We start from the raw sequence: 15,989 nt of genomic DNA, 5'->3' as shown, positions 1-15,989 counted from the left end.
TACACTTTGACCTCTCTCCTAAAAGGAGAGAAGCTTTGAATCTTACTCCCCAACGCTAGTAGGGAAGGGGCTGGGGGTTAGGTCTGTATATAATCTTTGAGATAGCAGTTGGGCAATTTGCTGATTAATAATTGCAACATCAAAACGCCCACTAGCAGTAGTTCGGGCATTATTGGCTATAGTTGCAGTTATTTCCGTCTCCTGAAGACAGGTGATAATTACTTGTGCAAGTTCTTGGGGTTCTCCTGGTGTCACTAGAAAACCATTAAGTCCATGTTCTACTAATTCCATTGCACCTCCAGCTTTTGCTGCAACTACAGTTTTTCCACATAGCATCGCCTCAACAATCACTCTACCAAAGGGTTCTGGGGAAGTAGAGGTGTGTGCCACTAAGTCACAAGCTGCCATTAACTGGGGAATATCAGAACGAAATCCTAAAAATTTGACGCGGTTTTCTAATCCCAGTTCAGCAACTTGTTGGTGTAACTGTTGGACATAATCTTGCTCGCCAAATAGTGCATCACCCACTAAAACTGCCGTCACCTCTGGCGGACATTTGGCAAGGGCATCAATTAAAATATGCTGCCCTTTCCAAGGTGCAAGGCGGCTAAAGTGTCCAACTACAAATTTTCTTTGCAATCCTAACTGTTGCTGTAATTTATTAATATCAGATTCATCAGTTTGATATTTTTTTGAATCAAAGCCGTTATAGACAACTTCGATAATATCTGCGCGTCCTCGTGCCTTTACAAAGGCTGTTTTACTTGCTTGGGAATTGGCAATTACTAATGATGCAAAACGATTAGCTAAATTAACAGCAATACGAAGATTAGTTTGGCTAAAATGCTCTATGGAAAGAATATCATGTAAATGATAAACCAAAGGGCGGCGGCTAAAAAAACTTGCTAATGCTCCGACAACTAATGCTTTTTGCGTATTGGCATAGATTAAATCGTATTCACGTGCTTTTTTAACTACCTTAGTAATCAAAGGTACAAGCTGTCCCAGACTCTTTAATCCTTGTAGCAAACTGCTTTCTTTACGAACTTGGATTGCTTGAGTTGCGAGAACTTCCACGGGGATATGATTTTGTTGTAGTAAATCTTTAAATGGGCCATCTGCAAATAAACCGACCAAAGCACTCTCACCATAAGGTTTAGCAATATCTATTAAACATAATTCTGCACCGCCTGGTTTACCACTTTGGTCTAAGAAAAGAATTTTCATAAAGCCTCTACTTTATCTAATTTTGACCCGTGTACTGGCCCTAATATCTATTACAATCTGACTTTTCACGGTATCTGAAAAACCTCTCTCTAAATCTCTCTCCTAAAAGGAGAGAGACTTTGAATTTTCCCCCTTACCGCGTTGGGAAGGGGGTTAGGTTTTTGATGTACTTTTCCACATAACTTAAAAAGTCAGCTATTACAATCACTTCTTTAAGCTAATAAAATTTTCCGTACTTGTTGGGCGATTTGATTCCAGTCATAGTGTGTGATAGCGTACTGGCGACAGGCTTTTCGTGAAGGGATGGGGATATTTCCTAATAGTGCTTGCTCTAATTTTTCAGCAATAGCTGAGGCTTCTGGTGAAGTAGTAATTAAATCGGGTGAAAACTCCGATAAAATTTCTGGCATTCCCCCAACTGGGGTACATAAAACAGGAGTGCCGCAGGCTAAAGACTCGATTATTACTAATCCGAATCCTTCAAAAGATTGGCTAGGCATAATAGTCAATTCAGCAGCTTGATAAGCTATGGGCAATTGCTCATCAGGTAGAAAACCTAAAAATTTAACGTTGTCGGCTAGCCCTAATTCTATAGCTTGTTGTTGTAGTGCAGCTTGGATATGACCACGACCTGCGATCGCTAGCCAAACATCTGGTATTCTGGGCTTAATTATAGCCAGGGCTTGCAATAATTTGTCAACTCCGGTTCGATGTACTAAGCGGCGGGATGTAAATATTATCCGGCGATTACTAGGCCAGCCTAGCTTTGCACAAGCCTCTTGGGGTGATAAATTTGGCTGAAACCAGTTAATATCAACTCCACCAGGAATAATATTAATTTTGCTCCACGGTACTTGATACTTATCATGTAGAATTTTACCAAATGCTTTGCTCAAAACAATGAAGCGATCGCAGCGATTATAAGTATTTTTTTCTATTAGCCAGTGCTTGATCAAAAGACTGAGATTTTTATTAACCACTTCTTGCTGACTCTCAGAAGCCCAAGGGCCATGAAAGTTAAAAGTAACTGGTACTCCCTTTGGTAAAATATCTAAAATAGGAAAGCTATATAGTGCAAAGTGCAGATTAATAGCATCTGGTTTGCTTGTTCTTGTTTTCTGAAAATTATTGCGAATCGACCATAATCTTAGCCAAATAGCACTATCAACAGAAGCCAAATTAGTCAGTTTAATCGGCGAATTTATTTCAGCCTCTGGTAAACCAACTCCACATAATTCAACTTGATCTTGATTTGCTGCTAATTTATGAGTTAGTTCATAAATATACCTTTCTAGTCCTCCGGGATTTTTAGGAAACCAGCCTAATCCCAGCGTGAGAATAGATGCAGATGATGAAGAGAAGTTTTCTGATTTTTTTTGCACTGATGTATTTCCTATAAATATATTAAAACAGGCGCACAGTCGTGCGCGTCTATATCTGTATCCAAACCTGAATCACTAGAATTTCCGAATACACATTACCAATAAGAGTTTTTTATAGAACACCAATTTATAAACTATTTATATGTCAACGTCAATAAATAATTGTTGTGTTTTTATTAACTAGATAATACCGAAATAGATATATATTATACCTACCAATCAAGGAAGGTGAATGCTGTGCTGGGAAAGATAAAATCCGCCATTAAGCAATGAATACAGCAAAATTATGTATTCATTATTACAACTTTGTTTGAATCAAAAGTAAATATTAATACCTGAATAGTTTTTTAAAGATATTAGCTAATAATTTAAAGAATAAGGTGAGCTTTGTAAAGCTTATGTAAAATAAGTTCCTACTTATCGTATTCAGGGTTAGCGAGTATCTTAACTACTTAAAAATAGTTATTTTTATTGCGGATTTTATAGAAAATGGCTGTAGATAAATAATTAAAAGCCTAAAAAGTATATGAAAAATAAATTTCTGACGCAGTTACTAAAACTCCGTCACAAACTAAATCGGTATATCAAAAAAATATTAAGTATTAGATATTTACAAAAAAGCAAAACTTTTAACTTTTTACTCAGTCTGACTGTTGGAGTTATTTTTACTACCATTGGAATTACAACAGACTGGGCGACAACTGGAACATCCACACTTACCTATACAACATCGTGGATAGGTAATACGATTGGCAGTGGAAATCTGCGGGTACAGAACAATATCGAAGCAATGTATGTTGTCCCTGATGGCACAGTCTACACCAATAGCCATTGGGATGAGGCGGGAATGGAGGCAGGAATATATAAGGATGGTAAGGTTATTGGTGCCCTTGGGGATACTCACGGCTGGAGTCGTGGCGGTGGCAAAGCTGTAACAGCAAATAGTAAATATATTTATATTGCCATGACTCAGGGATCGAGGGGCAATACAAAAGAAGATTACCCACCAGAAGGAACAACTTGGCATTGCGTTAGACGCTATGACTTGTCGGGAAAACCAGCACCTTTTCCTGAAGGGCGCGGCTGGGATAAAAGTATGTTAATTACCAGTACTAAAAGTGAAGTAACTGGATTAGCAACTGTGGGGAACGAATTGTATGCGAGTGATTTTGCTGCTAACCGGATTCGTGTCTATGATACTGATACGATGAAGGAACTCCGCAGCTTTACCTTTGCTAATCCGGGAGCAATAACTATTGATCCACAAAAAAAATTGTGGATTATTCAAAGCAAAAATGGTAGTAAACCTGCCAAGATTCTCCATTATTCCCAGAGTGGAAAGCAATTACCCCAAGAGATTGCAGATATCGTTGAACCATCTGTGATCGCAATTGATCATCAAGGTAAGCTGTTAGTGGCAGAAAATGGGCCGCGTCAGCAAATGTTGATTTATGATATCAAAGATAAGCCAGTGCAGACGGGTAGTTTTGGCTGTAAGGGTGGTATCTATGCAGGAGTTCCGGGTGAAGTTCGAGATTTGAAACTTTACGGACTTACCGGAGTTGGTACAGATGCTTCCGGCAATATCTATATAAATAGTAATGGTTTCAACAAATCGGGAACAGATTTACGGAAATTTTCGCCATCGGGAAAACTAATGTGGCGATCGCTAGGATTAATATTCGTCGATAATGCAGATGCTGATCCTAAAACTGATGGTGTAGATGTATTCACCAAACAAGAACACTATCTGATGGATTACAGTAAGCCTGCTGGTAAGCAATGGACTTACAAAGCTTACACATTAAATGCTTTCAAATATCCTCAAGATCCCCGACTGCATACATCGCCAGATGGAACCTTTGTCCGCCGCATCCAAGGAAAGCCGTTTTTGTTCCTCACAGATATGTATAACAGCTTTCTGCAAATATATCGTTTTAATCCAGACAAAGATGGCAAAGTTGCCATACCAGCCGGAATGTTTGTCGGTACTAATAGCGCCGATAAACCATTTCTCAAGGGAAATTGGCCACCCCATCAACCAAAACAAGGAGAATGGATCTGGCGCGATCGCAACGGTAATGGCAAATTTGAAAAAAACGAATATGATAGCAGCAAAGATTATCCATATATCGGCGGATGGTGGGTAGATAGCAAAGGAGATGTTTGGAAAGCCTTGCGAACAGAAGATGGCATTCGACACTATCCTCTACAGGGAATAGATGCTAAAGGCAACCCCATCTACAGCTATAGTTCGATGGAGAAGCAAACTACTCCCAACATCTTTAACGACTTGCGGCGGATCGAATATTTCCCCAAAACAGATACTATGTATTTGTCAGGTTTCACAGTAGATCACCCCGCATTCGGTGACGATGCTGGAGTTGCTGGATCTGAGATTGCCCGTTTTGACAATTGGAGTAAAGGAAATCGGACTCCCCGTTGGCGCATTGTAATTCCTTACGACACCACTGGCAAACGCGAAGTGTCTACGGCGGCCATGAGTATGGCGGGAGATTATGTATTTGCTGTGACAGTCAAAACCGCAGAGGTATATGTCTACAATGCCAAGACAGGAGCGCAAGTACAACAGTTAAAACCAGGCCCAGAAGTTGGCAGTGAAAGTGGCTGGATTGATATACCCTACGGTATCCGCGCTTTTCGGCGTTCAAATGGTGAGTATCTGGTATTTGTGGAAGAAAATTGGAAAGGAAAAGTCATTGTGTATCGGCTGGCGGGGTGAGCATTTAATATCGTGTCTGCTTAAAGGTTTATCATCAGCTTACTGCGTCAGTCCCAAGTACCCAGACTGTACGCGCCACAAACTGGCATAGATACCATCAAGTAGTAGTAAATCCTCGTGCTTACCCTGCTCCACAATTTGACCATGATCCATCACATAAATACAATGACTGTGGCGAATTGTCGAAAGACGATGAGCGATCGCAATTGTTGTCCGATTTTGGGTAATCTTATCTAAAGAACGTTGGATGGCAGCTTCAGTTTCATTATCCACAGCAGATGTCGCTTCATCCAAAATCAAAATCGGCGGGTTTTTCAAAACTGCTCTAGCAATAGCTATCCGTTGGCGTTGTCCTCCAGATAACTTTTGTCCTCGCTCCCCAACTATTGTTTCATAGCCTTGGGATAGTTGTGTAATAAAATCGTGTGCCTCAGCTATTTTTGCTGCATTAATAATTGCTTCATTTGTAGCTTCAAAAGTACCGTAGGCGATATTTTCTGCCACCGTACCATGAAATAAAAATACATCTTGACTAACTAAACCAATACTGCGACGCAAGTCAGATAAATTTAACTTTTGAATATCAATTCCATCAATGGTAATTGAGCCATTAGAAACATCATAAAATCGTAACAATAGTTTTACTAAGGTGCTTTTACCTGAACCAGTAGAACCAACAACCGCAATAGTTTTTCCAGCAGGAATATATAAAGATAAATCTTTAATTATTGTTTTACTATTTCGATAAGCAAAATTAATATTTTTAAACTCAACTTCTCCCTCCACTTGTTCAACAACTAAAGACATATCTCCCGTAGTAATTTCTATGGGAGTATCTAACAAATCCATAACTCGCTTTGTAGAAGCCATCGCCCGTTGATATCGATCAAAAGTTTCTCCTAAAAATACCAATGGCCACAATAATCTTTGGACTAAAACTAGTAAAACACTGTAATTCCCAATAGATATTTTACGAGAATATGCTGCCATACCTCCCAGAAATAATAAAGAGGTAAATCCAACTAAAACCAACATTCTAATTACAGGTACAAAAGCAGCAGAAAGTTTAATTGCTTTGGCGTTACTTTTTTTATAAGCTTCACTTTCGATCGCTAGTCTATCACTTTCGTAATTTTCGGCAGTGAAACTTTTAATTGTGCTAATACCAGTAATATTATTAGCTAAACGAGAATTCAAAAAACTCACTTTTTCTCTAACATCAGCATAACGAGGTTCGAGGCGTTTTTGATATACTAATGAACCCCAGAGAATAAACGGCATTGGTAGCATTGCTGCTAAGGTAATGTTGAGAGGTAAAATGAAGAATGCACCACCGATTAAAATTATAAATGAAGTGGTGACTTGGATAATTTCATTAGCTCCCCCATTTAAAAAGTCTTCGAGTTGGTTGATATCATCACCGAGAATAGACATCAAACCGCCTGTACTACTATCTTCAAAATAAGCTGATTCTAATTCTTGTAAATGATCGTAGGCATCTAAGCGTAAATTATGTTGAATATTTTGGGCTAAGTTTCGCCAAAGTCTATTATAGGCATACTCAGAAAGTGATTCAAATATCCAAACAATCACAGTGATTAATGAAAGTAGAGCAAATTGCCATACTACTTCTTTAATGCCAATTTTAGCTATAAACGAATCTTGCTGTTGAACTAATATATCTACAGCAACGCCAATTAGCCAAGGTGGTGCTAAATCTAAAATTGTATTGATAATAGAATAGGCTGTGGCTTGATAAATTTGTGGGCGATATTTGTTCCCGTAGTTGAGTAAGCGTTGGAGGGGAGAGCGTTTATCTGCTACTAGGTTAAATTTTGACTTCATTGTAATAATTAAAAGTGGATAACTTATGTTTTTTACCTAGCAGAGTTTACTATCTTTTCGTGCATGAGTCTATCCAATAACGGTAATTTTTTAGCCTAAAACGGCAATTTTAAGTTAAATTTGGCAAGTATACACAAGGAATAATGAAAAATTTATAAACTGCGCCCACCTTGAAAACTGTAGTTCTTTCCGTATGAACAGAAAAAACCCTCATCCCCCAGCCGCTTCTAGCAATATTGCCCTCACCCTAAGTCCCTCTCCCAAGCAGAGAGAGGGATTTAGGGTAAAGACAAAAACTACGGTTCTCAACATAGATGAGGTTTAGTTTAGAGTTAAATGATATTTTTCAACTGCCGCTATACTTCACCCGATCGCACTAAGTATTTAAATAAGTCATCAATGACAGTATTGGCAGCCAGGAGATTTCTTGATGATTCCCAGGTAGTAGGTTCTACATCATAAATATGATTTTGTTGAACTGCTTTCAGCTTTTTCCACAGCGACTTCCTCTTGAGAATACTTAAGTTGTGTTTACCATCATAGTCTGCAATAAACATCACATCGCCATCAGCCATTTCTAAAGTTTCTTCAGAGAGACTAAAAGATCCATTTGAGGTAATTTTTTGTGATTCTGGACGCTTTAATCCAAGATCACTCAATATAGAACCAATAAATGAATTTTCTCCCATACTGTAAATCGTACCAGCACGAAATACGATCACAGAAATTGTTTTATTCTTATAGCGATCGCCTATTGCGCTTTTTAATTGTTCAATACGCTGATTGTAATGTTGCCAAAGTTGCTGACCAATATCTTCTTTGCCTAGTACTTTTGCTGTAAAATTAAAATACTCTTTCCAATTATCTGGATAGTTTATATTAACTATCCAGTCGTATAAAATTGTCGGTGCAATATAGGACAGTTGAGAATAGGTTGATTGCTGATTATGTTTCCAGCCAATAATAACATCAGGCTTAAGTAAGGCAATACTCTCTAAGTTAGGCTCTCCCCAAGTACCTAAAAACTTGATTCCCTCAATTTTTTCTTGAAGATAAGGGGGCCACTGATTAATTACTTCAGTAACACTTCCAGTAGGTTGAATGCCAAGCGCGATCGCATTGCCCAAGGCAGCAGGGTTTAAAGTCACAATCCGTTTTGGATGATCAGGAACGCAAATTTCTCCCATTGCATGTTGTACAATTCGACAGTTTTTCGTTGTTTGACTTTTTTCTTGCTGCGATGTGTTGTGGTTACAGGCTGCGATCGCTAATACCACAACTATTGTCAGAAAGAATGATAAAAATTTGTAATTGCTCGAAATCTGCCGAGGTTGCCACAAAATACGCAAGCTAGAAAAAACAGTCTTGACAACCCAAACAAACTTAGCAAAAGTCAAAAGGCAAACACCTTTAACAATAAGTAACAATAGCATAATTGTACTAATGGCTCTCTTTGTGATTGTGAGGAATATTGTTCTTTTACTAAAATTTGGCAGGTTGTCTAGAAGACTAGGACTGTGTTTAGATAAGTTTTTCTTAAAACTCCCAAGAAATTGTACCTGATATAGTGAATGGATCGCCCCGCAGAACAAAATCTCTACTGGATACAGATACAAAATAATCTGTATCTAACAAGTTTTTCACGTTCAATGAGACTCGCATTCTATCTTTTCGGTAAAAAACTGTTGCATCGGTGCGTAAATAACTAGGCACTTCAAAGGAGTTATCTAAATCTCCCGTGCGATCGCCAATATAAAATAACCCTAAGCCAAACCCTAGTCCTTGGAGATCCCCAGATTGGATTTCGTAAGTTGTCCAAAGATTAAAGCTATGTTTAGGGGTATTAGTCAAACGATTGCCATCTGCGAACTGATTATCTTCAATAATTCGTGCATCTGTGTAGGCGTAGCCCGCAAAAACATTTAACCCAGGTAAGATTTCCCCAGAAATATCTAATTCAATTCCTCGACTTCGTTGTTTACCTGTTTGAATCTGAAAACGGGACTCCGGGTCGGGGTTTTGTGTCAATAGATTGGAGCGTGTTAAATCATAAAAAGCTAGGGTTGCTGCAAGTTGGCTATTCAACTCTGCTTTAACACCAACTTCATACTGAGTACCCCGTTCTGGTTCAAATAGACTACCATCTTCAGCCCTTCCTTGGGTAGGGTTAAAGGATTGACTGTAACTGGTATACAGCGAAATGGCTGGAATGGGTTGATAGACAATCCCTACACGAGGTGTAAAGGCATCGCCCCCTTGAGTCTCCTGTGTATCTCCTAGAAAATTCTTATTCTTTTGCGTGAACAAATCGAATCTACCACCGAGCAAAAGCTTTAGGTTATTAGCGATCGCAATTTGATCTTGAATATAAATGCCCAATGTGTCTGTTAAACGAGAACTATCATCGTATACCGTATCAATTCGACCAGCGATTGGCTGACGATAAATAGGATTGTAGATATCAAGTGGGGCAAGCTCTGCTAAATCAATTCCGAAATTGTTAAACTCATCAAATCGGCTCAAATTGATACCAAACAACAACTGGTGTTCAATTGAGCCAGTTGAAAAGCGCCCAGATATATCTGTTGTGAGGTTATAAATATTAGCATCGCTCTTGGAAGTATAAGTACTCCGATTTGCAGTTCGACCGTCATCGTCAAGACCAAGAAAAAACGTTTGATCGTTATCACTATAATGATCAAAAGTGACGCGGAAATCGTTTCGCAATAACCAGTTTTCGCTAAATCGATGCTCTAATCGATACCCTAGCCTTGTGGTTTCAATTTCAGAATAACCGTCTGGTTCATACACGGTGCGATCGCGTGGAATCCGGCGACCATCTGGGCCAGGCAGCACAGTACCAACTGCTGGTAGGACAACAACTGACCTAGAATCAATGGTCTTATTGGAGTATTCAGCCTCGAATGTCACGGTTGTATTTTCGCTGAGTGCCACACTGATTGCAGGTGCAGCAAAGAATGAGCGATTACCAATAAAATCAATATAACTACCAGAATCTTGGTAGGCAAGATTTAGACGATACAGTACCGTCTTAGAATCATTCAAAGGCCCAGAGAAGTCGATAGCACCTCGATATAAATCATAATTCCCAACTGTGGCTTCTATCTGATAAAAGGGGTCACGAAGAGGCTGTTTTGTGACGATGTTCACTGTGCCGCCGGGGTTTCCTAAACCATACAGCACTGAAGCTGGCCCTTTGAGAACTTCTACTCTCTCAACATTGTATAAGTCTCTAGTTTCAGTAAGTGTGCGATCGGGTAGTCCATTATTCAGGACGTTACCACTAAAAATCTCGAAGCCTCTAATTACAAAAGAATCCGCTCTGTCACCAGATCCTCTGGTTGCGTTAACACCACTCACGTTTCTCAATGCATCACCTAAGCGAGTGGCTCGTTGTTCTCGAAGGACTGTTTGGGGTACGACCTGAATTGATTGAGGAATATCGCGCAAAGGTGTGTCGGTTCTTGTTGCAGTCGTAGCATTCTGCACGCGATACCCATCTTGCTCACCTGTCACCACTAACTCAATCGGTTCCTCTTGCGGTGTCTCATTAGCAGGTTTATCTAACTGCGGCTGTGGTTGCATCGCAGTTGCAGCAGGTGTCAAACCTAAAATTAAACCTTCATCCCCATCAAATAACTTAACTGTTGGTATCCCGGCCTCACTCGTCACTGTCACCCGAACCGTATTACTATCTTGATTAACTACCAATACTTCAGTAATTCCAGCAAACGGTTTTTCTTCACGAAAGGAGTTACCGTTGGTTAAGCGTAGTTGAGAGTTAGGAATTTCTACTATAAAATTTTTTGCATCGCTTTTGTTAATTACTTGCAACGATTCGGCATTTTTTGTTCCCAAAATTACTTCAATGCCTGTAGCTGTTTGAGTAATTTTAACAGCAGTAATTTCCACTGCTAGATTGCTCGGTTGCTGTACCAATAAATCTGCTGCTTTTGTTGAAGCAAAATACTTTTGTATTTGTAATTCTTTTTTACCTGCCCAAGCTGGTTGAGATCCAACTAGTAAAAAAGTTACAACCCATAATTGCCAATTTAACCTCCCAAAGGTTATTTGCATAACGCTCACACCTATAGATAAAAATTCTCAAAACCTCATCAACTTAGACTACGAGGTTTGCAGAATTCCGTCTATCTGTAGAGCTGCAATTTTTTATCATTTGAGCGGCTTTTTTCCAAACTGAAACTCTTTTGGTGAAATTCCAAATTTTTTTTTAAAAGCTTTAGCAAAATAACCCAAGTGTGAATAACCAACAGCATTCGCTACTTCCGCAACTTGCATTTTAGTTCCGCCTAACATCATTTTTGCTTGCTCCATGCGGTAGTCGTGTAAATATCCAAATACGGTAGTTGCAAATATTTCTCGAAAACAATACCGCAGTTTGCGTTCTCCTAAACCGACTAATTCTGCTAAATCTAGTAGCGATGGTGGATTTTCGACTTGACGAATTAAAATATCTCTGGCGTGATAAACTTTTTCTATATCTACAGGTCTTAAATTGGCGATCGCTCCAATAGCTTCTTCGCAATTCCGAAATTGATTTAATTGCAGAGCTAACAATTCTAAGACTTTACTTTCTAAGTACATCCGCTTCATCATTCCCTGAAAAGGCGGTTTGAGAATTTGCTGCAAAACTCCAAACATTACAGGTGTAATTTCCCCAACAGGATAATGAAATCTGCGTGGGGAATTTCCATTGATTAATGCTTGTAATGGAGTAGGTAATGTTTCAAAACCTTGACTGAAAGTTTTAAATACATCGATATCTATACAAATAGATAAACATAATATATTCTCTCCGGCTAAAACCTGATGGATTTCCTTTAAATCAGGTAAATAAAATAAGTAGTTCCTTCCAATTTGCTCAATGTAATCATCAGCAATTTCTTTAATGCCTGGGGTAATTGTTCGGTAATTTCCAGAAATAAGAAATTTAGAAATTAATGGAAATGTCTGCTCATGAGGACTCCAATAACTTAAGTCACAACTATGTGTATGGAGTCCTATATTCATTTCAAATCCCGGACGTAGCTCTATCGTATAAACTAAATCTGTAGAAAATTTATTTTTACACTCCCAAATCTCATCAAATCCATCATGATTTAATAATCGCTTACCATTTGCTTTGATACTTTCTTCGCGCAGTTGCGAATATTCTTCTTGTGTTAGTATTTCCATTTGCCTTTGTTGACAAGTAAGTTAAGAAATTAAATAGGACTCCTTTTTCTTGCTTTACGTCCTATCGGTACACACATCGGTGTACCCACAACGGGGTCAGCAACAACACGACACTCCAACCCAAAGACTTCCTGCACCATTTCTTCGGTCATCGCTTGTTTGGGTTCACCAGCTGCAAAAATCCGACCTTCTTTGACAGCAACCAAATAATCAGCATAACGGCAAGCTTGATTCAAGTCATGCAAGACCATCACAATAGTCCGTCCCTGAGTTTGGTTCAATTCATACAATAAATCCAGAACTTCTATTTGATGTGCCAAATCTAAAAAAGTAGTCGGCTCATCCAACAATAAAATATCTGTATCCTGTGCTAAAGCCATTGCAATCCAAGCTCGTTGTCGTTGTCCACCAGATAAAGTATCTAAAGCTCTATCTGCCAACTTCAACAAATCTGTAATCTCTAGCGCCTGTTGGACAATTTTTTCATCTTTTAATGACCATTGCTGCAACCAATTTTGATAAGGATAACGCCCTTGTGCTACCAAATCTCGTACTGTTAGACCTTCTGGTGCTACTGGCCCTTGGGGTAAAATACCCAACTGTTGCGCTACTTCTTTGGTGGAAAGCTGAAAAATAGATTCCCCATCTAGATATACCGTACCGCCATGAGGTTTAAGCAGTCTAGCCAAACCTCTTAATAAGGTAGATTTACCACACCCATTACCACCAACTAAAGCACTAATTTTTCCAGTGGGGATTGCTAAATTCAAGTCACGGATAATTGGTACACCATCGTAAGCTAAAGACAGACCTTTGGTTGATAGCCCTTTCATAGTTGCTCCCATTTTGGATTTTAGATTTTGGATTTATGAAAACCTGATGTTTGGGTTGATAAAGTATTATTTTTACCAAGTCCTCAGTCTCTTATTTTTTGCGGTTACGAATTAACAAATACAGAAAATAAGGAGCGCCAATAGCAGCAGTGACGACTCCACAGGGCAGTTCAATAGGTGCAAACAGCGTTCTTCCTACCAAGTCTGCCATCACAACAATCATTCCCCCCAACAGTGCCGAGACAGGAATCAAACCTTCATGATTTGTGCCTACTAACTGTCTTCCTAAATGGGGTGCAATTAAACCAACAAAGCCAATCATGCCGGCGGTGGCGACTCCTGCACCTGCTAATGCTACACCCACTAGCACGAGTAAACCACGCTGCCATTCCACACGACTACCTAAACCTTTGGCAACATCATCTCCCAAATTCAAGGCATTCAAATGTCTTGCTAATGTCAACGCCATAGGCACAAAAACAATTAACCAGGGTAACAATAAAAAGACTTGCTCCCAGGTACGCCCATAGACACTGCCAGCCAACCATACCAGAGCATTGCTGACATCATAAATTTCTCCAAAGGTAATCAACAAGCTAGTTATTGCCCTGGCGATCGCATCTAAGCCAATACCCATCAAAATAAATAGAAGAGGAGAACTACCATTGTTCCAAGCCAGCCAATAAATTAAACCAGCCATCAACAAAGCACCAGCAAAGGCTGATAAAGGTAAGGTGTAAATTGGGGCTGAAGGGAATAGTACAATTACTGTAACGGCTGCTAGGCTTGCCCCAGCATTGATGCCAATAATAGCAGGGTCAGCTAAGGGGTTGCGTGTTAAACCTTGGAAAATAGTACCAGAAATAGCCAGTGCTACCCCCACCATAAAAGCTACAAGGGTACGGGGTAGACGCAGATTGTGAATCACAAAAGCATGATCCCGGTTGCCTGTATCTAACCCTAATACAGTTTTGACAATATCTAAGGGCGAGATTGGGTATTCACCCCGTCCTACATTCATCACCATTGCCACTGCAATCACTGCTGCTAAACAAAGCAGCATGAGTGGTACACGTCGGTCTATGCGAAAAGATATCGCTTCGGAACGGATGACTAGCCAATCAACTTTCATTTTTTCACCTTTGACTTAGCTAGATATACAAAGAAGGGAGCGCCTACAAGTGCGGTCATTACACCTACAGGTAGTTCTTGCGGTTTGAGTAATACACGCGCAGCAATATCTGCAATTAAGATTAAAATTGCCCCCACAACTGCGGAATAAGGCAAAATCCAACGGTAATCAGCTTTAATGAAAAATTTCACAATGTGCGGAACTACTAAACCAATAAAACCGATTGGCCCTGCCAGAGATACTGAACTTCCAACCAGTAAAACTACGCTGATGCCTGTAATGATTTTGATCCAAGCTGTTTGTTGACCTAAACCTTTTGCTACATCTTCACCGAGACTCATGGTAGTAATTTGTCTACCAAGGGCAAAAGCAACTAATAATCCGACGCTGACAAAAGGTAGTACCTGTAAAAGTATGTTGATATCGCGACCAGCCAGTGAACCAGCTAACCAAAATCTAATTTCATCTAATGTTTTTTGACTGACAATGAGAATAGCAGTAGTTAAGGAGGAGATAAGTGCCATGAGTGCTGCGCCTGCTACTGTCAAATTCAGGGGTGTAAGCCCTCCCCGTCCCAAGGAACCTAGAAAGTAGACTAAAATTGCTGTAGTTGCTGTACCCAAGAAGGCCACAAAGGTTAAAACACTCAAAGGCAAGTTACCAAAAGCAAAAATTGTTCCAACAACAGCCAGTGTTGCACCCGCCTCAATACCTAAAATGCCTGGGTCTGCCAAAGGGTTGCGTGTCAAACCTTGCATTAAAGCTCCTGCAACAGCTAAAGCTGCGCCTACAAGGATACCAATGAGCGATCGCGGTAATCTCACAGTCTGGATGACTAAGTGATCATAGGAACCATCAAAGGTGACAAAGGATGCCAAAATCTTGTCTAGGGGTATTTCTGCTGCGCCTAGAGTCACACTATATACCAAGCAAATCGACAGGATAACCAGCCCCAAAACCAGGCCAGCTAAGGGTGATAATTCGGGCTTTTTCCATCCTCTAGGTGACATTGTGGAAGCTTTTGTCATTCTATTTGTCTGCTGTGTCAATAGTTAACTGTTTCTCAACCATAAAATTAATAATCTTTTTTGATAATTTGAGCAAATTTTCAGCTATTGAACCGCAAAAAAGTAACTAAATATACCAATTTTGGCTTGTTATTTTCTAGATGTTGCATAGAAAATCAGAATATTACTTTAAACTTATTGCAACATTTTTTCAACTCATTGCGTAAAAAAAAGAGAGACTAAGCTGAATAAACTTCTAATTTGCACAGATAAATTACATGAAATGGATGCGAGGTAAGCATCTTGTCCATCTAAAGAAAGCAGATCGTATGTGCGATCGCTAATTATTAGGTGAGGTTAAAAGTGATTAGTTTTCTCAAGTTTGTTGTGCAGTTATGATATAAGCACTACTGATGTAGATCGTGTCTCTTACCCGGTTTATTTTATCGAGAATCTATATTATCAGTAATTCAATTGACGAGCGTAAATTTCTAGTTGGTGTTTTTCTAACTTTTCACGTTATGTGAAAAAGTCCACGAAAACCTAACCCCCCAGCCCCTCTTCCTTACAAGAGAATGGGACTTTCAAAGCCTCTCTCCGTTT

At 39.5% G+C, this 15,989-nt stretch carries 10 protein-coding genes; 1 reads left to right on the top strand and 9 read right to left on the bottom strand.

Going from position 1 to position 15,989, the window contains the following annotated elements; genetic code table 11:
* Positions 1-42: 42 nt before the first annotated feature.
* Together H6G96_RS24510 and H6G96_RS24505 are read right to left on the bottom strand one after the other, a co-directional pair.
* Entirely contained in the window at positions 43-1,227 is a 1,185-nt protein-coding gene (locus H6G96_RS24510) for a glycosyltransferase family 4 protein (RefSeq protein WP_190914349.1), read from the bottom strand.
* 212 nt (positions 1,228-1,439) lie between these two features.
* Positions 1,440-2,609, bottom strand: a complete 1,170-nt coding sequence (locus H6G96_RS24505; protein ID WP_190914347.1) for a glycosyltransferase — start codon at positions 2,607-2,609, stop codon at positions 1,440-1,442.
* A 526-nt stretch (positions 2,610-3,135) separates the two neighbouring features.
* On the opposite strand from H6G96_RS24505, the gene H6G96_RS24500 reads away from it, so the two are divergent.
* Positions 3,136-5,352 (top strand): hypothetical protein, encoded by a 2,217-nt coding sequence (locus H6G96_RS24500; RefSeq protein WP_190914345.1) that lies wholly within the window; start codon positions 3,136-3,138, stop codon positions 5,350-5,352.
* A gap of 39 nt (positions 5,353-5,391) precedes the next feature.
* On the opposite strand, the gene H6G96_RS24495 is transcribed toward H6G96_RS24500, so the two are convergent.
* The 7 genes from H6G96_RS24495 to H6G96_RS24465 all read right to left on the bottom strand — a co-directional run bounded on the left by H6G96_RS24495 (position 5,392) and on the right by H6G96_RS24465 (position 15,407).
* Positions 5,392-7,197, bottom strand: coding sequence for an ABC transporter ATP-binding protein (locus tag H6G96_RS24495; protein ID WP_190914344.1), 1,806 nt, complete (start codon positions 7,195-7,197; stop codon positions 5,392-5,394).
* 356 nt (positions 7,198-7,553) lie between these two features.
* Positions 7,554-8,630 (bottom strand): iron-siderophore ABC transporter substrate-binding protein, encoded by a 1,077-nt coding sequence (locus tag H6G96_RS24490; protein ID WP_190914342.1) that lies wholly within the window; start codon positions 8,628-8,630, stop codon positions 7,554-7,556.
* A 103-nt stretch (positions 8,631-8,733) separates the two neighbouring features.
* Positions 8,734-11,295 (bottom strand): TonB-dependent siderophore receptor, encoded by a 2,562-nt coding sequence (locus H6G96_RS24485; RefSeq protein WP_190914340.1) that lies wholly within the window; start codon positions 11,293-11,295, stop codon positions 8,734-8,736.
* Between the two features lie 96 nt (positions 11,296-11,391).
* Complete coding sequence (locus H6G96_RS24480; protein WP_190914338.1) at positions 11,392-12,414, bottom strand: AraC family transcriptional regulator; 1,023 nt, start codon at positions 12,412-12,414, stop codon at positions 11,392-11,394.
* A 29-nt stretch (positions 12,415-12,443) separates the two neighbouring features.
* Entirely contained in the window at positions 12,444-13,247 is an 804-nt protein-coding gene (locus tag H6G96_RS24475; protein WP_190914336.1) for an ABC transporter ATP-binding protein, read from the bottom strand.
* A 91-nt stretch (positions 13,248-13,338) separates the two neighbouring features.
* The gene (locus tag H6G96_RS24470; RefSeq protein WP_190914334.1) at positions 13,339-14,379 is read right to left on the bottom strand and encodes an iron ABC transporter permease; all 1,041 of its coding nucleotides are present in this window, start codon (positions 14,377-14,379) and stop codon (positions 13,339-13,341) included.
* A complete protein-coding gene (locus tag H6G96_RS24465; protein ID WP_190914332.1) occupies positions 14,376-15,407 on the bottom strand; it encodes an iron ABC transporter permease in 1,032 nt (343 codons plus the stop codon). The genes H6G96_RS24470 and H6G96_RS24465 overlap by 4 nt, the downstream gene beginning before the upstream one ends.
* Positions 15,408-15,989: the final 582 nt, after the last annotated feature.

Source organism: Nostoc sp. FACHB-892, assembly GCF_014698795.1.
Classification (GTDB): Bacteria; Cyanobacteriota; Cyanobacteriia; order Cyanobacteriales; family Nostocaceae; genus Nostoc.
Note: the sequence above shows the minus strand (reverse complement) of the source record. Positions and strands in the feature narration are given on the sequence as shown.

Excerpts from the sequence above, each read along its gene's own strand:
- H6G96_RS24470 (WP_190914334.1), bottom strand. The coding sequence starts at position 14,379 with ATGAAAGTTGATTGGCTAGTCATCCGTTCCGAAGCGATATCTTTTCGC.
- H6G96_RS24485 (WP_190914340.1), bottom strand. The coding sequence starts at position 11,295 with ATGCAAATAACCTTTGGGAGGTTAAATTGGCAATTATGGGTTGTAACT.
- H6G96_RS24465 (WP_190914332.1), bottom strand. The coding sequence starts at position 15,407 with ATGACAAAAGCTTCCACAATGTCACCTAGAGGATGGAAAAAGCCCGAA.
- H6G96_RS24510 (WP_190914349.1), bottom strand. The coding sequence starts at position 1,227 with ATGAAAATTCTTTTCTTAGACCAAAGTGGTAAACCAGGCGGTGCAGAA.
- H6G96_RS24500 (WP_190914345.1), top strand. The coding sequence starts at position 3,136 with ATGAAAAATAAATTTCTGACGCAGTTACTAAAACTCCGTCACAAACTA.
- H6G96_RS24490 (WP_190914342.1), bottom strand. The coding sequence starts at position 8,630 with ATGCTATTGTTACTTATTGTTAAAGGTGTTTGCCTTTTGACTTTTGCT.
- H6G96_RS24480 (WP_190914338.1), bottom strand. The coding sequence starts at position 12,414 with ATGGAAATACTAACACAAGAAGAATATTCGCAACTGCGCGAAGAAAGT.
- H6G96_RS24475 (WP_190914336.1), bottom strand. The coding sequence starts at position 13,247 with ATGAAAGGGCTATCAACCAAAGGTCTGTCTTTAGCTTACGATGGTGTA.
- H6G96_RS24495 (WP_190914344.1), bottom strand. The coding sequence starts at position 7,197 with ATGAAGTCAAAATTTAACCTAGTAGCAGATAAACGCTCTCCCCTCCAA.